This window comes from Ruegeria sp. HKCCD9138, from assembly GCF_057220975.1.
The window spans coordinates 58,936-78,622 of record NZ_JBWVAZ010000014.1 but is presented as its reverse complement, the minus strand read 5'-3'; the positions used below and the strand labels follow the sequence as shown (position 1 = coordinate 78,622).

The following is a 19,687-nucleotide window of genomic DNA, read 5'->3' as shown; positions in this document are numbered from 1 at the left end:
ACATGACCTTGGTTTATGTCCCCTATGAAGAAAACCAGCCTTGCAAGTGCGCCACCGCTTCATCCTTGCCGCCACTTATCTCGCGCTTTATGCGCTTCTTGAACTGCTTGGTGAACTTGCCTGGGTTGTGTTGCAAACTTTTGACCATTGACCTTTGTGGCGTCAGCGCCTGTGTGGCGAACGGCATTATCCAATTGAAGGTTGGTCCATGATTTCTTTCAAAGGCGCTCAGTATCCGAAAGACGTGATCTTGTTCGCGGTCTTCTTTTATGTCCGCTACGGTGTTTCCTATCGGGATCTAGAAGAAATCATGGCCGAGCGCGGTGTTTCGGTGGACCACACCACACTGAACCGATGGGTAACACGGTATTCCGGCGCGATCGCTGAAGCAGCGCGTCGCCGAAAAGGGTCATGTGATCGTTCCTGGAGAATGGACGAGACTTATATCAAAGTGAAAGGTGCGTGGGTTTACCTCTACCGGGCCGTCGACAAACACGGCAAAACCCTTGATTTCATGCTTTCTCGACGTCGTAACAAACCTGCAGCCACAAACTTCTTTGCTGGGATGTTGGAGATCAACGGCCTTCCGCGAAAGATTGTCATCGACAAAAGCGGCGCAAACACAGCAGGTATCAAAGCCATCAACAAAATGCTGAAGGGCTTTGGATGTCCGATTCCAATCGAGATGGTGAGGCAGAAGTTCCGAAACAACATCGTCGAACAGGATCATCGGTTCATCAAGAGACGCACTCGACCAATGCTGGGGTTCAAAGCTTTCGATTCTGCTGCAGCAACCCTCGCTGGAATCGAAGTCGCGAACATGATCCGCAAGGGCCAATTCACGCCCGGATTCTGTCCCTTTCAACAATTCGCTGAACTGGCCGCTTAACTTGAAGACACGCCGTAATTTCGTTGGCCAGCAAGATTCTTTGCAACACAACCATGGCGCTTCGCAGCCAAAGGAGGGCACCAACACCTTCCCGGTCCATAATCCTCAAGCATCGCAACTCCCTGCCCTCATTACGCGCAAAAATTGACGATTTTGCTCGTTACTTTTGTCATATCGTCAAATCACTATTACATCCGATAAGTATCCCTTATCAGGTGTAATTTAGACTGGTCAGAAAACGGACGTCAGGCCCCTGCCCCGCGCCCGGATTGTGCCTCTTCCTTCCTGAAACAATGCGCCGGACTTTTCTTACCTTTCAACGGATTTTTCTTACTTCACGGTGCCACAAATTGATTACCTCCCCGAGGAAATTGTTTTCTTTTGGAAGAAGTAATGGGGAGAGGAGAGTTTTTCAGTTTTCTTCCAAATGTTTCCAAATGGGTGCCCGCGCGTTCCAACCTGTCGATCGCTGAAAGCGTGCTACAAAGGCATGCCAGGACTTGGTTTTCCAGTGAAGGAATTGTCCATAGAGCTTCCTTCTGATGGTCATAAATTGGAAACAGCAGCTTTTCACAATCTTGCAGCATCAAGAACAGAAGCGGCGACCTTGCTACGTGCCATGGATAGAGGACATACCCCATCATGTAAGGAATGAGCTTACAAAGGGGGTAATACCCCCCTGCCCTCTCAATAATGGAACCGCAACTGTGCGAGTTCGAGTGCCTGGGCATCTCCCTTGCCGCTTACGCGATAAACCATGCGATCTTCTTTGGTGATCCTGCGTGACCACCAGCCGCTGAGGTCACCCTTTAGCGGCTCAGGCTTACCAACGCCTTGGAATGGCGTTCGCATCGTCTGCTTGATCATGTCGTTAATGCGCTGATGAATCTTAGGATCAGCCACCTGCCAATGCAGATAGTCTTCCCAGGCCTGGTCCGAGAAAATTAACTTCACTCGATGAGATCTCGTTCTTCACCCTTGCCGGCATCCAACTGAGTGATAGATGCACGCAGGCGCGTCGCGTTGTTCGGCGTCGACAGAAGATGCATTGTCTCCTGGATCGAGTTCCAGGTCTCTAAAGATACCATTACGACGGACTCACGGTTTTTGCGTGTCACCACAATTTCTTCAGCGTCATTGATTACGCGATCCATGACACCTTTGAGCTCTTTTCGAGCGTCGGTGTACGTCATGACATCCATGTTTTAAGCTCCTCTTCTGTTGTACAGTATATTGTACGGGTTTCGCTGAATGTCAAGTTTTGTGCTTCTATCAAAAATTCTGGCCTCTTCGCTTTAGTCTAGACCTAGCTAGATGTAGCTAAGGATAACTAGATAAATATTTATGTAGACTTGTTGACATTTGTTTTTTATCGGCAATTTTGTGCTTATGTGGTGAAGTCTAGACCTAGCTAGACTTAGCTAGATGTATGGTTGTCTAGCAACAGAATGGTAGATCATTATTTATCTATCTATCTTCATCTAGCTAGAGCGAGACTTCTCTGCATAGATTGATCCAAAGGCAGGTAAAAGCAGGAGCAAAAAATGTCCGTAATCTCTTTCGCCACTTCAAAAGGTGGTGCTGGCAAGACCACGGCTTGCATCGTTTTGGGGACGACGTTCGCAGACCAACTAAAAGTCAGCATCATCGACGCAGATCCCGCACACAGGGTGAACAGATGGGCCGAAAAGGGTCCGTATCCCAAAAGTATTACAGTGATCAAATGCGCCGACGAAAATAGGATCATGGATGTGATCGAAGCTGAGCAGGAAAAATCGGACGTCGTTCTGGTCGACCTAGAAGGCGTGGCATCTAAACTAAACAGCTACGTGTTTTCTATGTCTGACCTTGTGATAGTACCGACTGGTGACGAGCAGCAGGATGTAGAGGACGCAATCCTAACACTGAAGCAGATCAAACTGGATAGCCGGGCATCGCGTCGCGATATTCCAGCCAAAGTACTGTTCGCACGCACAAAAGCAGCCGTTAAATCGCGGCTGGAGAAGAAGCTGAATAAGCAAATGCGGGACAATGTCGATTGCTTCGAGGCTGAGCTTAAGACACGAACAGCATTTTCCAGCATTCACAATAGCGGCGGCAACCTGGATAGTCTGCCAAGTGATGTGAGTGGCGTAGACAAGGCAAAGGAAAACGCCCGGGAGATCGCCAAAGAAATCATCGCGACCTTCCAGCAGGCGAAGCAGGAGGCCGTGGCATGAACGAGCGCAATGATCTCGATTTCGGAGCTCTGAAGGGCCCTGTCAAACCAAAACCAAAACGAAAACCGGTCGAACCGGAAGGGCAGGAGGGTGCCGTAGTTGAACAATGGCCGTCAAGAAGCCCGGCATCGGCGCCTGTGGCCCCTGTGGAGCGTCAAAGTAAGCCAAAGGTGTCTCTCGAAGCTCAGGTCTCCATTCGCGGCCCTCACGAGATCATTGAGCGGTTCAAAGGCAGCTGTCAGGTGGGTCGCGCTCGACTTTCATACTACGACAAGATCGCGGGCCTTCTAGACCTGGAAGACAAGTTGCTCGAGCTAGAAATCGGTGGGCGCAACGCGGAGCCGATGGATATCCTTCTGGAGCTAATCCAGCGGAGCAGGTGATGTATAAATACTCGGCTCAGTAGGGCAGGGCCTTACATTTTTCACAGTAAGACGCCTAGGTTGAGATTTTCTGGGCGTTTTCATTTTTAAGCCCGTTTATGCCATGAGGGAATTTCAAGTTCTGTTGGCAGCTGTTCAGGCGTTTGGACAGAGCGCTTCTCCAGCCATCCTTTGAATACAGCTCAACGATCTTGGCCAAATTCAGAATAGTGACGTTTTGCGAGCTCTCGAGTTTCATTTTTTGATCGTGAGGGTTTCTGGCTGGCCACTTGGTCATGAGATGATACCCTCTCAATGTTCCAAGCATGTCAATGCAGAATGCAAAAGTGAAGAATTTAGGAGTCTATAGGGCGGCCCCACTGTCGTCTTAGTTCCAAGCTCTCCCTTCTATCTTATTCTAAGATTCAAGATTCAGGAGCGAGTACATAAATATTTTCAAAGGCTTATCGATTTAAATGTGAAGGATTTAGGTGGTTGAGTGAAGGATTTAGGAGAATCCGGCGTTTTCTGTGAGGCTTTTAGGAGCTTTCTGTGAAGTTTTCAGGAGTACCTCCAAGAGTTATCCATAGGCTGTATGCCAACTATGAAGAAATTAGGAGCCACTTTCTGTGAAGGATTTAGGACTCCTAACTATGAGGTTTTTAGGACTACTGTGAAAATGGAATATTGTGTTTTCATTTTTATGCGACTCACTCTAAGCTGCGGGTATGAGCAGTAACGATAAGCAACTTGTCATCAATTTGACGCCAACTCCAGACCAAGCCATGAAGCCGGCGGAGTTGATTAAAATGAAAGCAGATCAACAGCTTAGTCTTGTTGAAAGGCGAGCTGTGACAGTGCTTTGGCACAATGCACATCAGCAGAAGATCAAGAAGGGTAAGGTCTATACGATTCCCGTCAGTGATCTTGCAGCTCAGGGCTATAACGCATCTTCATCTGAAATGAAGCAGGTCCTGGAGCGCCTCCAGAAGACGTTGGTTGTAATGTATAATCCAGCGACCGATACGCGTGTTTCCACACAACTGCTGAGCTCAACGATAGAGAAGGGGGTCTCCAAGCGGAACGGTGTGCTGGAGTACCGGTTCACAGATGAGATGTTTGAGTTCATCAAAGACTCGGAAATCTGGGGCAGCATCGAGATTCCGGTGCTGATGCACCTGTCGTCTAAGTACGCAATCTCACTCTACGAGCAGGCGTCCCAATGGGTGAAACTTCGGTATAAACACAACGAAGAAATGCCCATCGACGAGTTCCGTCGCATCATCGCCATAGAAGAAAAGAAGTATCCGGCTTTTGGATCTCTGAACAAGCACGTCATCAAGAAAGCGGTTAGTGAAATCAACGCTTTGGCGGACTTCAACATTCAGATCATGCCGATCAAAACAGGGAAGAAGGTGACTCATGTCAACATCTTCTGGCACGAGAAATCTATCGATGAAAAGAAGTCTGCTTATCAGGAGTTGAGCCGCCATAAATCAGGTCGGAAGGCTAGGATCGCAGGCGCCGTTGAGACGGTTGAACCTGTTGCCGAGTTGAGCAAATCGCAAATGCCTATCCTTGAGGACTACTCCTAAATTCTTCACAGTTGACTCGAACTATCCTTGCCAACTCGCGGGATTCCAAGAATTAACAAGGATAGTCCTAAATTCTTCACAGTTGACGTAAGTCCTAATTCTTTCACATTTATCAAGAATAGGGCAGGGCGCTACTCGCTTCGCTCAAGGAATAGGCCCATTGCAACTACGCCGCTGAGGAAGGCTATAGCACCCATCGCGTACGCACTAGTTTTCTACACTCAGTTTAGTTGTGGTAAGATGCGCGCATGGATCCTGATCATTTCGTCATAATCTTCACAGTCGTCATTGGTGTCGGTGGATTAGTAGTTTGCTGGTTGACGTGGCGAAATCTGCCCAAGGAACCAACTCCGGCTACAGACGAAGAAATTGAAAGAGTATTCAAAGATGACACTAAGGTCCGAGCAATGCTCATTGATGACTACCAGCATCAGAAAACGGGTCGAAAGGGATCGTCCGAAGAAGACGGCTCATGACATCTTCATCTTGCCTGGAGTGCAGGATCCTCAAGCCATCCAAGCCAGATGAAGCGTGCTCAGCCTCGGGGGCAGGGGGATGAGTTGCCAGTTCAGCCTCAACCCATTGCCTGACCTCAACCCTGGTTAGTTCTGCATTCTCATCGACCGCACTAAGAACGCGTTCTTCAAATGCTTTCCACTTAGTTTTCAGATCGTCCGTGTCATTCAACTTCTGTCAACCACGGCCAGCTCTGGTATTATATGAGTAATATCAGCGCGAGTAACCGTTTGGAGCCTAGAATGAGTGAGAATACGCCGACCTGGGATGAAATGGCAGAGGCGATAAAAACTATGGCAGCAGCGGTTGGTGCTCACGCATCGGTTAAAAACAAGTATGGCGCCCTCCGAGTGGAGTTTCCGATGCTGCCGGACAATCTTGATCACGTGCGAGCTCTGTACACTTTTGCAGAGCTGATCGAAACTGAATCCGAACGCACGCTAAGCGCCTGTAAGAGTTCTCACGAAAAATAAGGCTGCAACAGACCGGTTCTTCGGCGTCGATCTACCTCTGCAAACAGCTCAGCTTCGGTGGCTGTCTCAATGCAGTCTCCTCTTAGCGCCTCCAGTTCCTCTGCTGACCAGCCGTCAAACCTGGTCGAATACAAGCCCAGAGCCAGCGGCTCGTGGTAGTCTTATTCGGTCATGTTTTAGCTCTCGTCGTGCAACATGCACATAGCGTGTCAGATTTATCTCGCCCGCGGACGATATCACCTCGATGGCCGCATCTCGCGCATGTTTGCGTGCTCTCATAAATCAACCGTTGCTCGACGGGCTCAAGACATTCATGAAAACGATGAAAACTGATCGAGATTTTCCCTTCCCTGTCAGTCTTCACATCTGAGATCTGAACCGATCCTGGATCCAGGCCAGCTTCCTCAATAGCGCTCTCCATGTCGTTTAGATGCCGTGAAATCATAACGAGCCAGCCCTGGCCAATAGCTGGCCGGAGCTCTGCTATTTCCGGGCCTACAAGGTCCGGGTATCGATCCGCGATGTCCATTTCTAGGTCATCTGGCCATTTCGCCGCGGAGTCCTCAAATCTTCGCTCAATCACAGCGTTGTAACACCAGCAACATAACGTCGTTGCGTAACCCAGAATGCGCTGGGTCTCGGCAGCATTGCCGCAATACTCACACGTCTGGCTAATCCGATCAGTTGCTAACTGGATATCTTTCCAGATGGCCTTGGGATGGCCGGTCGTGTACACGACCAACGCACCCCATTTCTGCTTCACCTGGACAATTTCCGGCAGACGATTGGGCTCGTCTGAGGAGGGTATATACAAACCCTGCTCATAATCACGTCGGATATCCTCTAACGCAATTGTCAGCTGATCGATCCAACCACGGCGATTGATTCCTAAGGTCCTCTCGATGCCAGGACCTGGGTTATCCCAGTCGACTACTGCTTGAGACATGTGCGGTACAAACCCTTTGTAGCGAAGATCCCTTTTGTCGGCCGGTCGCCGCCCGATCCGCAGCACTTGCAGAATTGGACAGAGCGATCACAGTATCGGTTGATGATCGCCTCGACCTCTGGAGTGCATCAGCTGGTTAGAACATCCAGCAGAACCGTTGAGACTCCGTAGATCAGACGAGTTCAGCCATGCCTGGCAGGACCCAGCCCTGGCGCTCCCCTTCAGTGATTGCAGCGACTTCCTTCATCACCGGCGAGGGCACACGGTCAACGATCCAGGGGGCTTCTTCGTAGATGTATCGCGGCCCTGAATATCTGGAATGAAAAACCGCTTCCCGCAGACGGCAGAAATCCTCTCCGCGGATCGGGATCTGAACAGGATTTCCGTTTTTGTCTTCGCGAAGGGCAGGCGAGGGTGATATGCCTGAGACGATACCGTTCCAGGCTACTAGCGACAGTTTGGCAATCGAAAAGAGACCCCTGTCATTGAGGCTAAGGACATCCACACTGGTCTCGTCATGGCGAAGTGTGGGTTCGGTCAGATAGGCTGCCAAAAACCCTGGGACGCCATCCAGTGGCCCTTGCATGAAGAGGCAGGTTACAGTTTTGCATCTGTCGAGATCTGCACATTGCAGTTCGAGAGCGGCGCGTTCGTCGACCACAAGTGTTTCCGAAATGTCCTTACTGCGTTGTCTCATGTCGCGGGCCAATCCAACCAGGCACGCTGCACGTTCGATGTCACAATCAGATTGAAGCTGTTCTGCCTCAGCTTCGGTCAACACAACATAGCAATCGTCATGGTCTCCAACATGGATGGTGACGGGGTAATCCCCTGGTCCACGCCGCTCGATGGTTGGCAAGATACTCAACGTATCCTGGTTTAGATCCCCGTCATGTTCGGCATCCAAAAAAGGAACTGTTTCGGAGTCAGGTTGGCTCAAGGCCCAGGTGATGACCACTGGCGGTATACAGGTAGCCTGACCACGGTCTATTTGTTGCGGGTTTGAGCGTAGCTCCCGCGCTTCCGTATCCAGTGTCCAACACTCACTCATGAGCAATTCCCAGCAACCATTGGGTTGGACATATGCCACCGGTGCGTCCTTTCCCGCCCCCTCCTTGCGCGTGACGTGGTCGGTCAACAGAATCCTGTCGACCTGTTTGAGCTCCTCGAAAGCGACCTGATCAAGGCATGACTTGATCGGAAGCGAATGTTCCTTGCTCATTTGTTTTGCGGTGCGTTTCAGATCATGAACGCGTTTGGCAGTGGGCGTGAACAAAACTGACATTTTTATGTCTCCTCAGAGGTCCAGGGTCGGGCACCTAACCTCAAAGAAGCAGATGCGGTTACAAAGTTTATCTTTTTACGTTTCAGCCTAGCCTTCGACATGCCCGACAAGGGGTCAGGGCAGAAACGACGCCCCACAATCACGGTACCATATATGGTACTGGAGTCAATCGCGAATCGATATATGGTACCCTTCTGACTCCCGGCAGGACTGTGAGCAGGCTGGCCAATTGTTTGCCATTGGTGGATCCAGCGGTTTTTCCTGATTGATCATAGGAGGCCGCCGATCCCTGTTGATCCTGGGCCGGGTTTGTCTTGGGAGGTGTCGATCTGGCCTATACCGTGACCAATCCTCGGCCACGTCTCGATCCTGAGGGTAGGATGATCTGCGCTTCTTCAGTGTCTGCCTCTTTGTAGGGCCCTGAGGCAGATCCACGGGGGGATACTCTGATACACCATCGTGGCACAGTTCTATTAGGGATGTCGTATCGTCAGTGGGGCAGACCATTGCGGCCAATCTTTCTTTGATATCCCGGGAGACCGTGCCAGCTTTGGACGCAAGCTTGACGCCCTCCTCGACGATCTTGCGATACTTCTGGGCCGTTGTTGCTGACACCTCGGCCGCAGCTGCCAGGACGCGTACGGAGATTTTCTTTCCCTCGGCCAGCAGCGTGTCATAAGCGTCCTTGATTTTCCGGATCACCTTCTGCGCGCGCTTGTCATGGCTGTAAGCGGCACCGATACGTTGCCGATCTTCTAGATCCATCCCGTCGATCAGGAGGTCCGCACAAGCGCCTCGGTCACGCTCACAGTATCCGCTGCCCTCGTATTTCTCCCAGGTCCATTTGGAAATCGACTTCGCGATCTGGGCCAGTTCCTTGGAGCTGAGGCCTGCCGCGTATCCCATGTCGTCATGCGCTTCCCGCACAATCTCGGAAACGATGCTGTGGAACTGCTCGTAACTCGCGCAACGGAATTTGGCGGCGTAGCATTTGTGTCGGGCCATCTCAAAGACGTCCAGGTTTCGCTCACCGGTTATGCCGGCCTTTCTGGCCGCACGGCGGGCGCGCTTCCTGTTGCGCCGCGCGATATTGATTACTTTTTGCTCACTTTTCTCCAGATCGGATATGCCGAACAGTTCCGCCCAATCGCGCAAGCTGTGACGGTTGTCGGCGAAGTGAAACACATCCCATTCACGGGAGGCGGGGTTCTTGAAGGTGACACCCTGGTTCCGATCAACTGGAATCCGATGGCTTTCCAGCACGTCGTAGAAATGCTCGAGCACCGCGTTCATGAAAAACTTCTGACGGACGTCCCCTTCGTTGACCGGGAACTGGAGCGGGAAGACGAAATGCGCCCGGACCCGCCGTGGTTGGTTTTTCTTCGTGGCCCAGCGGAAGCTGGCAAAGGCGGGTTTTGGAATCTCACCCTCTCGTATGAGATCAGTGATCTTCAACCAGGCATCATCTTCCCACCGATCATCGATATCGATCACGATGACGCGCCGTTTGCGGTGTTCTGCAAAATCGAGGTTCAGGCTGATGTATTTCTGGTGTTCACAGCGCCAGTGCGCTTCGCGGCGAACCGAAACGCGCGAAATGGTGTCCTTATTGACACCGATATACATGTTCTTTGGGGTGCCAAAGGCTTCGATGGTCTCAATAGCTTTTTGACGGGCGGGTTTGCCCGCAAACCGATGCGGCGCAGGCAAGGCTTGCGCATCACCTGACTGTTCGACATGGAAAGTGCCTGGAGAAAGGATTTCTGTGCTTAGGGCTGCCACACCTGCCTTGCCATTTCCCGGCCAGCCCAGTCATCAGGATGCCTGACAACAGTGAAGGATTGAGCCGGAACTGGCGCAAAAACGGAGGCGTTTCGGTCGCACGTATCTTGTGTTTGGTTTTGCATTCTACTGCTCGCTCGTTTTTGTTTTCTCCCTGTTCACAGCGCGGCCGAGCGTCTGAGCAGAGAAGAGTGAGCCCCGCAATTGGAGGCCTCTTTAGATTGGAAGTAGATAGGTGAAAACCCCACTTCAAGTTTATAAGAGGTGAACGTTTGTGAGTTTTTAACACTGTTTAACAAGTGGTTAACGTTCCTCTTGTTCGACCGGGCAGGCTATTGAAGAGGGCAGGGGTCCAACCATATTGGAAGGGCATGAACGGTGTTTTCCCAACACTCATAGTCAGGCGCTCATCCGAACTCGCTCGGGCTTGAGCGCCAATGCGCGGCCCTTGATACGCCCCGGATCTTTCGATCCGGGGCTTTTTTCAGCACTCGTATATGGGTAGTTCCTCGACATCATAGTGAGGCTCGGCGTCCTGATCATACATGATGAAACGCAGTTTGAATTTCCACGCGATCTTGAGTGCCGCGCGAAACGCGGGGCAGGGGCATTCCCTGAGTTCTCGTTCCCGATCTTTCGGATCTAAATACTCGGGAATATGAAACACGAACCCGCAGTCGCTGCGCAAATAGACCTGGCGGTAGAACTCACCGCGGTTAATCTGTTCAATGGTTTCGCGCGGCAGATGATCAGTGGAAAGATCCAGCATGAAATACGCCCGGATCATGTTCATATCAAGAATGGCCATAGCTGCCTCCAACTTTGCTGTTGTCCTGCTCAAGGTTGAAGAGCGGAAGGATGGTGTCGGTGCGCGAGCGATACTCGTCGAACAGTGCCGTCTCGGAAATTCGTACCCTGGTATCCGGCAAACCATCCCGCAGCACCTCGGCGACGGAGTTGACACATCCCCAACGACCATCCTCAGTGGCCCAGGCACCGGTGACCTCGATCTCATCTACCATGAGATACTGGCACAGGAACTCCGCGGCTGCTTCCTGGCACGAGAACACACGGGGCAGGCATTCGCTGCCAAAACTCTCCCATTCGTCAAAAGGCTCTTCGCCGGCGTCGCATCCCCACAGGCGCATTGCAGACACAGGTTCCAATTTCCCAGCGCGATGCGCGGCAACGAGTGCATTGTTCAGACCGATTTGAATGGCCTCTTCAAAGTCTTCGTTGATCTCATCGGACAAAAATCCGTCGATTATGATCAATTGCCCTTCATGGGCCAGTAATTGATCACGGATTTGATCCCTGCACCTTCCGGCGGCCATGGGCCCGACATTGAAGTCACCGCTTCCGAACATACTGCCGGGATGCACCAGAACCAGCGTCTTCAGTTGGGGTGTGTTGATCCCGCCTGTTTCCTGCATCGGGTTTTGGATTGTAGGGAGGTTTGGTGATTGAGTCGTCATGATATCTCTTTCATTTTGGCACAGCTGTCCCGTCACCATCCGTTGGGACGATGTGCCTGGTGTGTATTGAGGGTTAGGAAGTCAGGCCCTGTCTGGCTGTGCCCAAGTCGCGCAATCGATCAGTCGGTGGCCTGATTCAGGCGGCAGACAGAGCAGGAGCGTCAGGTTTCAGGCGCGCCGCACAGTACCGTGATGCCGTCCGTTGCGGTTCGAAGAATGTCAGCATGCGCGGCGGGTCGAATGCGGATCTGCCTGAACTCGGGCTGGTTCACGAAACACCGATCCCGGGCCGCTTCAACCAGTCGCCAGCCGTCATTGACCCGGCGCAGTTTCACCCGCGTCGTGATATTTGCACTTGCCATTCTCGCATACCGGTTGGAGGCCTGTTTCCCACCGGGGCGGAATTCAATCTCGGTGCCTGCCCGGTTTTTCTGTTTCACACCTTTTTGGTTGAGAACATCCTCTGCCTCTTCTGCGAGCAGTATTATGTCTACCGCCCTCAGCGTGTAGGTTGCGGCCTTTCCATTAACGCGATCCAGGCATTCGGCCAGTGGCTGAAGGAGTGTGTTTTCCAGACTGGCCTGTTCTGAACGGTATTGTTTTAGGCTGGCTTCGATGTCCAGGAGCTCTGCCCGAACACCGCCAATCTTGTCTTGAATGGCATCTGGTTGATCCGTGTTGCATTGGTCAAAGGTTCGCCGTTGTTCCTCCAAACGGCTGATCTCTGCCATGGTTTTTGACCGTCTCTGCAACAATTGTTCTATGCTTGCCGTCAAGCCTGCCAGCTGCGCGTCTGTTGCTTTCGTTGTTATTTTCAACTGCCTCATGGGCTGCTCCTTTTCTTGGCACCATCGGGTGGCGCGGGTTGGTTTTGAGGGTGCCATTCTTCTCGATGAGCACCGCTCAAGGACCGAATACCCGGGCATGATTCATCGGATCAAGAAAAAAATCGTTCTACAACAATAGGTTGACTAGTGCTTTGTCTGTCTGGGGGTCAAACGTAAATTAATACCCCTGGAAGCCGTTTGTGAGCCTCTGGAGCAGCAATCTCATCCTTCGGGGTGCAATCTGTCATCGGACCCCGGAAATTGGCTCAATTTGCTTCTATGGCCCTTCAGAGGCCTGTCACTTTTTTTGAAAATTTTTACTTAACCAGTCATCCGAAGCGCCCCACTCCATCCAAAACACCCCGTGCCGTGGGAGAGATAGCCCTCTGAGGCACAGAAAATCGAATCGGATCGAAGTATTTTTGCTGGGGTTTAACTCGGGACTACGCAGTCGTCTTTGCTTCGCTTGGGACACCTTGTGCAATACGGTTCGGTCACCGACCTCCGTCGATTGGTTAGAAGGGCAGGGGGCTGGCCATGGCGTCTTCGATAAGCTGTAGGATCTCGCTTTTGGAGACGGATCGGATGCCCGCCGTGTTATCCCCCATCCGCTTGAGCTCTGGGTTGTTTCGCAGAAGCTTCAAAACACTGGCGTGCCGGGTTCGAAAGAAGAGCGTCGTGGAGGGGCTATGGTTCAGGCCATCAAGCAATTGCCCCGCGTTCCGACCAACACGGCGGATCGCATATTCGGCGTCTTCTGGACGCGTGAACTCGATCCATCGGGAAGACTTGACGGTTTGCGATGCGCGCAAAGACATTGATTTTCTCCAGATCTGAAAAACGCACGGCACATCATGTTCATGGCCATTGCTCAGAAAGGCGTTCCTTGGCAGGTCCAGTTCGAGTTCCAGATGAAACCGTCGGTCCAGCCGATCCTGTACGCTGACTTTCCGAAATGTTTTCGGCAAAATGAATGCGATCAGTTCAGCGGCATTGCTGGCCGCATGGTTGAAGAAGCGGACCGCCAGGTGCGATGCGTTGCCGAAGGGAGGATTGCCAACAAAGGCAGCCGGCTCGGAGTTGGCGAATTCGAAGAAGTCGGTTTGATCAACAGCCAGATGTGCAGGCGCGATGTCCAGCGCAATTAACGGCAGCCCGAGCGATCTTAATGGATCGAGGAAGGCACCAGATCCAGCCGACGGCTCAATGACCCGGTCAAAACTGCCCTCCAGGCTCTGCTCTTTGATATATGCGGCCAGCGCACCAACCAGGTCTTCTGCTATCTTGGCTTTGGTATAGTAGCAATCCAGACCACCCCGCCTGAAACGCTCGAAACTCACTGCATTCATTCAAGTCGACTTTCATTAATACAGTAGCCGTTATGCAGGAATGAGGTTTCGGAGAAATTTAGGGGGGGTGAAGAGCTTAACCGTTACGAAACTTTAAGAACCCGGGGGCGCGCACTTGGGCAGGCATATGTTGTGATCTGCGAATGACCGAGGATCCTCACGCAACAACCGCCAGCACTCGATATCCAGATGATTTTGAGCAGCTCCAGCCGAAACCATGTAGGACAGCTTGTTCAGCCTGGAAGGGCAGGGTAGTGGGAGCGCCTTCAGCTTAGTGGCAGATACACCGCAGCTGCCGGACAGGCATCTGATCAACTCGTCTGCTGCAGAGCTGTTGAGAAACGCTACAAGCACGTCCATTGGAACCCTTGGGGCGCCACCCTTTGAACGCAGCATGTTCAGGTGATTTTCAACGGCGACCGCACCACGTTCTTCTAGAAACCACGCCGGCATTTCAGCAGCTTTGGGCATTTCATGTAACTACGATTTCCTACAATGAGGGCGGAAAGCTGTCGTTCGCCGCGGTAGCAGCATGATTTGTCGCAGGTCCGACAAGAGGACATTTAGGATAGAAATTGCAGCTGGCTCGAACCGGCGATAACGCTGTGGCCTTTCATAAGAAAATGCTAATGGTCAAGTTTGAATACACACTCCGAAGAGAGGCTGACCGAATGATCAGATTAAGGTAGAAGTCGCTTATTCTTCGGCTGCCCTTAGAGTGATCTAAGTCGTTTGCAAGGCTGCTGTTTGCTCTACTTCCCAACCTTTGCTTGGAATGCCTCCGCATGGCTGGGGAATAGCGTTTGAAGGAAATTTAGTGTCTGTGTCAGCGCCCCTTCACGTGAGTAGATGTGTGGGAACAGATGCAGTTTCTGCCAATAACCGTCAGTCAGCGTATCGATCCAGCCGCCAGCTAAACTGGCCTTGTCAGGGTCTTCCGGCACCAGCTGATGGCAGATCTCGCTGAGCATCTTGGACCGTTTGTCCTCAAATTCGCGGTTAATTTCGGCATATTGTGGAACAAAATTCTGTTCCCCGAAGAAGGCAAACCAGATGGCGAGCGCATTGGAATTGCAGATCTTGGGGCTAAAATCCGCCTCGATGATTGTGCGCAACCGGGTCGCGGGGTCTTCTGGTGCCTTGCCCAAGGCCGCCACCCAGTGGGCCTCGTAGGTTTGGTACTGATCCCGCAGGGCTTCAGTTAAGATTCCGGTTTTTGACTTGAAATAGAAGACTGCCACACCCTGGGACAGCCCGGCTTCATTGGCGACGGTCGCCAGCGTAGTCTTGGCAAGCCCGTTAGTCACAATCGACTTAAGAGTCGCATCGAGAATCTGACGCCGTCGCATGTCGGCGTTTTCCTTGCGTTCCTTGCGCGGCTTCCTGCCGCTGCCCTTAGATGCCACCATGAGAAATCCAAACCAATCTTCAACTTTTTCCCTTGTTCCACAATTCGCTGTTCCTGTCAGCCCACTTATTTTTATTTGAGCGCTCAAAAAAACTTTACGAAAAATATCTTCTCCTCTACGCTCCGCCTGACAATGGTCGAGCCAGGAGAGATTCATGGGGCAGCACGACAGATATGATGCGATCGTCGCAGGGGCAGGGCACAATGGCCTGACTACAGCCTGCTACTTGGCTAAGGCAGGGCTGAGGGTTCTGGTTGTGGAAAAGAACGATTGGATCGGTGGCGCAGCTGTGAGCCGGTCGCTGCATGAAGGTTGGACCTACTCCAACTGCTCCTATGTCTGTTCGTTGCTTCGTCGCGAAATCGTTCGCGACCTGGAACTCCCAAAATATGGGTTGCAGGTAATCCCCTATGAAGGTGGTGCAAGCTTTAGCAGCGATGGCGGTTATTTCGCCTATATGTCGGACCATGACGCTCTGCGCCGGGAAATAAGTCGCCACAGTGCGCATGATGCAGATGCCTATGACCGGTTCAGCCAGACAGTGATCCGGCAATGCCGCTTCATTCGGCCTTTCCTGTTGCGAAACGCACCGGACCCCACATCGTTAAAGCCGCGCGACATCGGCGAGCTGCTGTTCCTGATCAAACAGGCGCATGGGCTAGGCAAGAAGGAGTTGGGCGAGACCCTGCGCTTTTGGTCGATGTCAATCGGCGACTTCCTAGACGAACATTTCGAGAATGACCTGATCAAGGCGCACATAGCCGGGGCAGGGATCATCGGTACTGGACTGGGCGTCTATTCGCCCGGCACAGCCTATGTTTTGCTACATCACTACATGGGCGACGTGGACGGCGCGATTGGGGCTTGGGGCTTTGCCCGTGGCGGCATGGGTGCAATCTCCAACGCGCTTGGAGCCTGTTTTGAGGAAGCAGGCGGCACTATCGTAACCGGCTCTGGCGTCGACCGCTTTTTGGTTTCCAATGGCAGGGTCACAGGGGTCGCGTTGGAAAACGGCGATGAATATCGCGCGCCCTTAGTAGCCTCCAATATGGATGTGAAGCGTACTTTTCTGGAACATACCGAGCAGCAGCACCTGCCCACCGATTTCCTGAAAGCAGTCAAAAGGTTCAAGATTCGTGGCTCCTCAGGCAAATTGAACATTGCACTGGACGCCTTGCCCGAGTTTCCTGCCGCGCCCAAGCGTGCGCCTTTCTTGCGCGGCGATTTGCATTGCGCCGAAAGTCTGAACGAACTGGAACGTGCCTATGACGATTGGAAAGAGGGGCGCTGGTCGCAAAACCCTTATTTCGACATGCTGATCCCAAGCCAGATCGACCCGACCATGGCCCCACCGGGCAAACACATGATGACCGTCTTTGTGCAATACGCGCCCTATGATCTTGAAGTGGGCGGCGTGCGCGCCGGAACCAACTGGAATGGCCAGACCCGCGGCGCCTTTGCCGATTGTGTCTTCGACAAACTGGAACAGGCCTGCCCCGACATCCGCAGCAAGACTCTACATGCTGAAATCCGCACCCCTTGGGATATCGAGCAAGAAGTCGGCCTTACCGAAGGCAACATTTTTCAGGGCGAGCTCACCTTTGATCAGCTGCTCTTTAACCGTCCGGTCCCCGGCTACGCGCAATACGATACGCCGATTGATGGCATGTATATCGTCGGTTCCTCAGCCCATCCGGGCGGTGGGGTGATGGCGGCGCCGGGTGCGAACGCGGCCAAAGAAATCCTGCGCAACATTGGCAAAAGCAACGCAATGACCGGCTACGCAGCCTGAGGAGTAAATGATGACGACACCTACCTATGATGCGATTGTCATTGGCGCGGGTCATAACGGGCTGGCTGCGGCCACGACGCTGGCCCGTAAGGGTAAATCGGTCTGCGTGATCGAAAAGAACGAGACTGCAGGCGGTATGGCGCGCAACACCACGCTTGCAGGAGGGATTCAGGTGCCGGAGATCGCGCATCTGCTTTACAACCTTCACCCTAAAGTGACTAAAGAGTTGGGCCTTGGGTCAGCACGTGCTCCCTTGGAATTGCGCAAGCTGGCTTCAGTGTCGCTATCAGAAGACGGTAACCATGCGATCATCCGTGATGGTAAGGCAGAAATGGTAGACGGCCGACCTCATCCCGAAGCTGCGCCTTTTGCCGAATTGATGCGCCGTTTGACTCTGTTTGCGGGTTTGCTGGGCCAGCATTCTACGAAATCCCCTCCGTCGTTTGAAGGCGGCTTGACCAGCCTGAATGCGCTCACCGAACTTGGCGGGTTGGCAAAGCTGGGGCTGGATCTAAAGCGGATAGGCAAAAAAGACATGCGCGAGTTTCTCCGCGTGCTCCTGTCCAACGCCTATGACTTGATATTGGACGATCTTGAGGACAGCCCGCTGGCCGGAGCGTTGGCAGCGGATGCGGTGCGCGGCGCTTATGCAGGTCCGCGCTCGCCAGGGACTGTTTTTACCTTGATGTACCGCATGGGGCAGGGCGGCGGTGCGCAGCTGCCAATGGGCGGGATGGGCGCAGTTTCTGCTGCGTTTGAGACTGCGGCTCGCGCCGCCGGGGCTGAAATCCTTACTGGCTACGGCGTGGCCCGGGTGTTGGTTGAAAACGATCATGCAGCAGGCGTGGTGCTCGAGGACGGTACCCGAATCTCTGCCCGGGCAGTATTGAGCAATACAGGCCCGATGCCCGCAATGATGCTGGCAGGCGCAAAACACTACGACGTCGAAGCCGTCCGGCGAATGCGCAACCAGCGCTGCAAAGGCTCGGCTGCAAAGGTCAATCTGGTGCTGAACGGCACGCCAGAGTTCACCGGCCACAATACCGACCTTGCGGCAAGCCGACTATTGATCGCCCCCAGTGCAACTTATGTGGAACGCGCCTTCAACCCGGCAAAATACGGAGAGATGCCGGAAAACCCAGTTATTGAGGCGATCATTCCTAGCCTGACAGACCCAACGCTGGTCAAAGACGGGCGGCATGTGATCTCCGCTGTGGTCACTTCTGTTCCCTACGGGCTGGAGGGCGGCTGGAATGATGCCGCGCGTGAAAGGCTTGCGGCGATCACAATTGCTACGCTGGAAAAGTACGCACCCGGCATTGGGGCATTGGTCATTGAGAAGCAGGTGCTTAGTCCCGCCTGTATCGAGGCGCGAACAGGCGCGCCCGGCGGGCATTGGCATCATGCTGAGATGGGCATCGACCAGATTCTAACGGTGCGGCCCGCCAACGGTATGGCGCATTACCGGTTTGGACCCGAAGGCTACTACCTCTGTGGTGCGGGCGCCCATCCGGGCGGAGACGTGACCGGTTTGGCCGGTCGTAACAGCGCAATGCAGCTATTGAAGGACGGGGTTCTCTGATGACCAAACATGTTCCCATTGGCCTGATTGAAACTCCGTTCCAGCCGCGGCTGGAGGCGCTTAGTACGGCCAAGAGCTGGACCAATTGGGCGGGTTATGTCTCGCCCGCCACATTGGACACGGTGGAATTCGAATATTTCGCCATCCGCAATCAGACAACCCTGTTCGACATTTCACCGATGCACAAATATCGCATTTCCGGGCCGGACGCATTGGAGGTCGTGAACCGGCTGGTGACCCGCGACGCCGCCAAGCTGCGCGACGGACGGGTCGGCTATGTTCTATGGTGCGACGAAGAGGGCATGGTGATCGACGATGGCACCATGTTCCGCTACTCCGAAACCGATTTCCGCCTTTGCTGCCAGGAGCCGATGTATACATGGCTTCTCGACACCGCCTGGGGATTTGACGCCGAAATCGCTGATGAGAGCCAGGACATCGCGGCGCTGTCTTTGCAGGGGCCGACCTCGTTCTCGCTGTTGCAGGATGCAGGGCTGGACGATGTCGCAGAGATGAAGCCCTTCGACTGGCGCGAGATCGAGCCCGATCTCTGGGTATCGCGCACTGGGTTCACTGGTGATCTCGGTTATGAGCTGTGGGTTCCGAACGGCAACGCGTTGGACTTGTGGGACCGGTTGTGGGCGTCAGGTAGTCACTGGGGATTGAAGGCGATCGGCTTCGAGGCGCTCAATATCTGCCGGATCGAAGCGGGGTTCGTCGCGGCTGGTTTCGACTTCCAACCTGTTCACACCGCCATGCGCCTGCGGCGCGGCCGCAGCCCGCTGGAGCTGGGCTTCGCTAAAATGGTGGATTTCACCAAGGGCCATTTCAACGGGCGCCGCGCATTACTGAAGCAACGGCAAACCGGCCTGCGGTATCACCTGCGTAAGATCGATATTGGCGGTTTCAAACCCGCTGATGGCGCTCTGATCTATCACAAGAAGAAGAACGAGGTGGGGCATGTGACCTCTGGCGTATGGTCCCCCACGACCAAGCGCAACATCGCGCTGGCCGAGTTCAAAGCTCCTTTCGGCGAGGGCATCACGGATGATCTCTGGGCAGAAGTTTATGTCAACGAAGAGGGTCAATGGGACAAGCGCCTTGTGCCGGTAACCATCGAAGACAAACCCTTTTTCATCAATAGCCGCGCGCGGGCAACTCCGCCACGCCCGTTCTAAATCGGATC

At 53.2% G+C, this 19,687-nt stretch carries 21 protein-coding genes; 9 read left to right on the top strand and 12 right to left on the bottom strand.

Annotation, left to right across the window (positions count from 1 at the left end; translation table 11 throughout):
• Nucleotides 1-22: 22 nt before the first annotated feature.
• Nucleotides 23-187: a hypothetical protein gene (locus AC2TEL_RS19575; protein ID WP_480906349.1), complete on the bottom strand. Its 165-nt coding sequence runs from the start codon at nt 185-187 to the stop codon at nt 23-25.
• A 21-nt stretch (nt 188-208) separates the two neighbouring features.
• Between AC2TEL_RS19575 and AC2TEL_RS19570 the strand changes: the two genes are divergently transcribed.
• Nucleotides 209-889, top strand: coding sequence for an IS6 family transposase (locus tag AC2TEL_RS19570; RefSeq protein ID WP_480906346.1), 681 nt, complete (start codon nt 209-211; stop codon nt 887-889).
• Nucleotides 890-1,576: 687 nt separating this feature from the next.
• Here the strand turns inward: AC2TEL_RS19570 and AC2TEL_RS19565 are convergent.
• Nucleotides 1,577-1,843, bottom strand: a complete 267-nt coding sequence (locus tag AC2TEL_RS19565) for a Txe/YoeB family addiction module toxin (protein ID WP_480906343.1) — start codon at nt 1,841-1,843, stop codon at nt 1,577-1,579.
• Nucleotides 1,840-2,091, bottom strand: coding sequence for a type II toxin-antitoxin system Phd/YefM family antitoxin (locus tag AC2TEL_RS19560; RefSeq protein ID WP_480906340.1), 252 nt, complete (start codon nt 2,089-2,091; stop codon nt 1,840-1,842). The genes AC2TEL_RS19565 and AC2TEL_RS19560 overlap by 4 nt, the downstream gene beginning before the upstream one ends.
• 342 nt (nt 2,092-2,433) lie before the next feature.
• On the opposite strand from AC2TEL_RS19560, the gene AC2TEL_RS19555 reads away from it, so the two are divergent.
• The 3 genes from AC2TEL_RS19555 (at nt 2,434) to AC2TEL_RS19545 (ending at nt 5,065) form a co-directional block, all read left to right on the top strand.
• Nucleotides 2,434-3,108 carry a ParA family protein gene (locus tag AC2TEL_RS19555; protein WP_170378666.1) on the top strand — a complete coding sequence of 225 codons (675 nt, stop codon included), beginning with the start codon at nt 2,434-2,436 and terminating at the stop codon, nt 3,106-3,108.
• Nucleotides 3,105-3,491, top strand: coding sequence for a hypothetical protein (locus tag AC2TEL_RS19550; RefSeq protein ID WP_480906337.1), 387 nt, complete (start codon nt 3,105-3,107; stop codon nt 3,489-3,491). The genes AC2TEL_RS19555 and AC2TEL_RS19550 overlap by 4 nt, the downstream gene beginning before the upstream one ends.
• Nucleotides 3,492-4,198: 707 nt before the next feature.
• On the top strand, nt 4,199-5,065 hold the full coding sequence (locus tag AC2TEL_RS19545) for a replication initiation protein (protein ID WP_170378670.1): 867 nt from the start codon (nt 4,199-4,201) through the stop codon (nt 5,063-5,065).
• Nucleotides 5,066-5,476: 411 nt separating this feature from the next.
• Here the strand turns inward: AC2TEL_RS19545 and AC2TEL_RS19540 are convergent, their stop codons facing one another.
• On the bottom strand, nt 5,477-5,752 hold the full coding sequence (locus tag AC2TEL_RS19540; RefSeq protein WP_480906334.1) for a hypothetical protein: 276 nt from the start codon (nt 5,750-5,752) through the stop codon (nt 5,477-5,479).
• Nucleotides 5,753-5,823: 71 nt separating this feature from the next.
• On the opposite strand from AC2TEL_RS19540, the gene AC2TEL_RS19535 reads away from it, so the two are divergent.
• The gene (locus AC2TEL_RS19535) at nt 5,824-6,054 is read left to right on the top strand and encodes a hypothetical protein (protein ID WP_480906332.1); all 231 of its coding nucleotides are present in this window, start codon (nt 5,824-5,826) and stop codon (nt 6,052-6,054) included.
• Between the two features lie 169 nt (nt 6,055-6,223).
• Here AC2TEL_RS19535 and AC2TEL_RS19530 read toward each other — a convergent pair whose 3' ends face one another.
• The 3 genes from AC2TEL_RS19530 to AC2TEL_RS19520 form a co-directional block, all read right to left on the bottom strand.
• Entirely contained in the window at nt 6,224-7,000 is a 777-nt protein-coding gene (locus tag AC2TEL_RS19530; protein WP_480906329.1) for a hypothetical protein, read from the bottom strand.
• Nucleotides 7,001-7,172: 172 nt separating this feature from the next.
• Nucleotides 7,173-8,285, bottom strand: coding sequence for a hypothetical protein (locus tag AC2TEL_RS19525; protein WP_480906326.1), 1,113 nt, complete (start codon nt 8,283-8,285; stop codon nt 7,173-7,175).
• 165 nt (nt 8,286-8,450) lie between these two features.
• Nucleotides 8,451-9,191 carry a hypothetical protein gene (locus AC2TEL_RS19520; protein ID WP_480906324.1) on the bottom strand — a complete coding sequence of 247 codons (741 nt, stop codon included), beginning with the start codon at nt 9,189-9,191 and terminating at the stop codon, nt 8,451-8,453.
• 6 nt (nt 9,192-9,197) lie between these two features.
• Between AC2TEL_RS19520 and AC2TEL_RS19515 the strand changes: the two genes are divergently transcribed.
• Nucleotides 9,198-10,013, top strand: coding sequence for a hypothetical protein (locus AC2TEL_RS19515; RefSeq protein ID WP_480906322.1), 816 nt, complete (start codon nt 9,198-9,200; stop codon nt 10,011-10,013).
• Nucleotides 10,014-10,551: 538 nt separating this feature from the next.
• Here AC2TEL_RS19515 and AC2TEL_RS19510 read toward each other — a convergent pair.
• From AC2TEL_RS19510 to AC2TEL_RS19490, 5 genes are all read right to left on the bottom strand, one after another.
• Nucleotides 10,552-10,875 carry a DUF5983 family protein gene (locus AC2TEL_RS19510; RefSeq protein WP_480906320.1) on the bottom strand — a complete coding sequence of 108 codons (324 nt, stop codon included), beginning with the start codon at nt 10,873-10,875 and terminating at the stop codon, nt 10,552-10,554.
• The gene (locus AC2TEL_RS19505; protein ID WP_480906318.1) at nt 10,862-11,542 is read right to left on the bottom strand and encodes a hypothetical protein; all 681 of its coding nucleotides are present in this window, start codon (nt 11,540-11,542) and stop codon (nt 10,862-10,864) included. The genes AC2TEL_RS19510 and AC2TEL_RS19505 overlap by 14 nt, the downstream gene beginning before the upstream one ends.
• A gap of 161 nt (nt 11,543-11,703) precedes the next feature.
• Complete coding sequence (locus AC2TEL_RS19500; protein ID WP_480906316.1) at nt 11,704-12,369, bottom strand: hypothetical protein; 666 nt, start codon at nt 12,367-12,369, stop codon at nt 11,704-11,706.
• 515 nt (nt 12,370-12,884) lie between these two features.
• On the bottom strand, nt 12,885-13,718 hold the full coding sequence (locus tag AC2TEL_RS19495) for a hypothetical protein (protein WP_480906314.1): 834 nt from the start codon (nt 13,716-13,718) through the stop codon (nt 12,885-12,887).
• Between the two features lie 752 nt (nt 13,719-14,470).
• Nucleotides 14,471-15,283 (bottom strand): TetR family transcriptional regulator C-terminal domain-containing protein, encoded by an 813-nt coding sequence (locus tag AC2TEL_RS19490; protein ID WP_480906311.1) that lies wholly within the window; start codon nt 15,281-15,283, stop codon nt 14,471-14,473.
• Between AC2TEL_RS19490 and AC2TEL_RS19485 the strand changes: the two genes are divergently transcribed.
• From AC2TEL_RS19485 to AC2TEL_RS19475, 3 genes are read left to right on the top strand one after another with little or no spacing between them, the layout of a single operon-like run.
• Nucleotides 15,282-16,919, top strand: a complete 1,638-nt coding sequence (locus AC2TEL_RS19485) for a phytoene desaturase family protein (RefSeq protein WP_480862973.1) — start codon at nt 15,282-15,284, stop codon at nt 16,917-16,919. The two genes, AC2TEL_RS19490 and AC2TEL_RS19485, sit on opposite strands and share 2 nt — an antisense overlap.
• Nucleotides 16,920-16,929: 10 nt before the next feature.
• Nucleotides 16,930-18,501, top strand: coding sequence for a phytoene desaturase family protein (locus tag AC2TEL_RS19480; RefSeq protein WP_480862975.1), 1,572 nt, complete (start codon nt 16,930-16,932; stop codon nt 18,499-18,501).
• Nucleotides 18,501-19,679: an aminomethyl transferase family protein gene (locus tag AC2TEL_RS19475; protein WP_480862976.1), complete on the top strand. Its 1,179-nt coding sequence runs from the start codon at nt 18,501-18,503 to the stop codon at nt 19,677-19,679. The genes AC2TEL_RS19480 and AC2TEL_RS19475 overlap by 1 nt, the downstream gene beginning before the upstream one ends.
• Nucleotides 19,680-19,687 lie beyond the last annotated feature (8 nt).

What these genes read in the sequence shown, in the direction of transcription:
- AC2TEL_RS19505 (WP_480906318.1), bottom strand. Translation starts at nt 11,542, where the DNA reads ATGACGACTCAATCACCAAACCTCCCTACAATCCAAAACCCGATGCAG.
- AC2TEL_RS19560 (WP_480906340.1), bottom strand. Translation starts at nt 2,091, where the DNA reads ATGGATGTCATGACGTACACCGACGCTCGAAAAGAGCTCAAAGGTGTC.
- AC2TEL_RS19570 (WP_480906346.1), top strand. Translation starts at nt 209, where the DNA reads ATGATTTCTTTCAAAGGCGCTCAGTATCCGAAAGACGTGATCTTGTTC.
- AC2TEL_RS19480 (WP_480862975.1), top strand. Translation starts at nt 16,930, where the DNA reads ATGACGACACCTACCTATGATGCGATTGTCATTGGCGCGGGTCATAAC.
- AC2TEL_RS19510 (WP_480906320.1), bottom strand. Translation starts at nt 10,875, where the DNA reads ATGGCCATTCTTGATATGAACATGATCCGGGCGTATTTCATGCTGGAT.
- AC2TEL_RS19550 (WP_480906337.1), top strand. Translation starts at nt 3,105, where the DNA reads ATGAACGAGCGCAATGATCTCGATTTCGGAGCTCTGAAGGGCCCTGTC.
- AC2TEL_RS19490 (WP_480906311.1), bottom strand. Translation starts at nt 15,283, where the DNA reads ATGAATCTCTCCTGGCTCGACCATTGTCAGGCGGAGCGTAGAGGAGAA.
- AC2TEL_RS19520 (WP_480906324.1), bottom strand. Translation starts at nt 9,191, where the DNA reads ATGGGATACGCGGCAGGCCTCAGCTCCAAGGAACTGGCCCAGATCGCG.
- AC2TEL_RS19575 (WP_480906349.1), bottom strand. Translation starts at nt 187, where the DNA reads ATGCCGTTCGCCACACAGGCGCTGACGCCACAAAGGTCAATGGTCAAA.
- AC2TEL_RS19525 (WP_480906326.1), bottom strand. Translation starts at nt 8,285, where the DNA reads ATGTCAGTTTTGTTCACGCCCACTGCCAAACGCGTTCATGATCTGAAA.
- AC2TEL_RS19535 (WP_480906332.1), top strand. Translation starts at nt 5,824, where the DNA reads ATGAGTGAGAATACGCCGACCTGGGATGAAATGGCAGAGGCGATAAAA.
- AC2TEL_RS19545 (WP_170378670.1), top strand. Translation starts at nt 4,199, where the DNA reads ATGAGCAGTAACGATAAGCAACTTGTCATCAATTTGACGCCAACTCCA.
- AC2TEL_RS19500 (WP_480906316.1), bottom strand. Translation starts at nt 12,369, where the DNA reads ATGAGGCAGTTGAAAATAACAACGAAAGCAACAGACGCGCAGCTGGCA.
- AC2TEL_RS19475 (WP_480862976.1), top strand. Translation starts at nt 18,501, where the DNA reads ATGACCAAACATGTTCCCATTGGCCTGATTGAAACTCCGTTCCAGCCG.
- AC2TEL_RS19485 (WP_480862973.1), top strand. Translation starts at nt 15,282, where the DNA reads ATGGGGCAGCACGACAGATATGATGCGATCGTCGCAGGGGCAGGGCAC.
- AC2TEL_RS19495 (WP_480906314.1), bottom strand. Translation starts at nt 13,718, where the DNA reads ATGAATGCAGTGAGTTTCGAGCGTTTCAGGCGGGGTGGTCTGGATTGC.
- AC2TEL_RS19515 (WP_480906322.1), top strand. Translation starts at nt 9,198, where the DNA reads ATGCGCTTCCCGCACAATCTCGGAAACGATGCTGTGGAACTGCTCGTA.
- AC2TEL_RS19555 (WP_170378666.1), top strand. Translation starts at nt 2,434, where the DNA reads ATGTCCGTAATCTCTTTCGCCACTTCAAAAGGTGGTGCTGGCAAGACC.
- AC2TEL_RS19530 (WP_480906329.1), bottom strand. Translation starts at nt 7,000, where the DNA reads ATGTCTCAAGCAGTAGTCGACTGGGATAACCCAGGTCCTGGCATCGAG.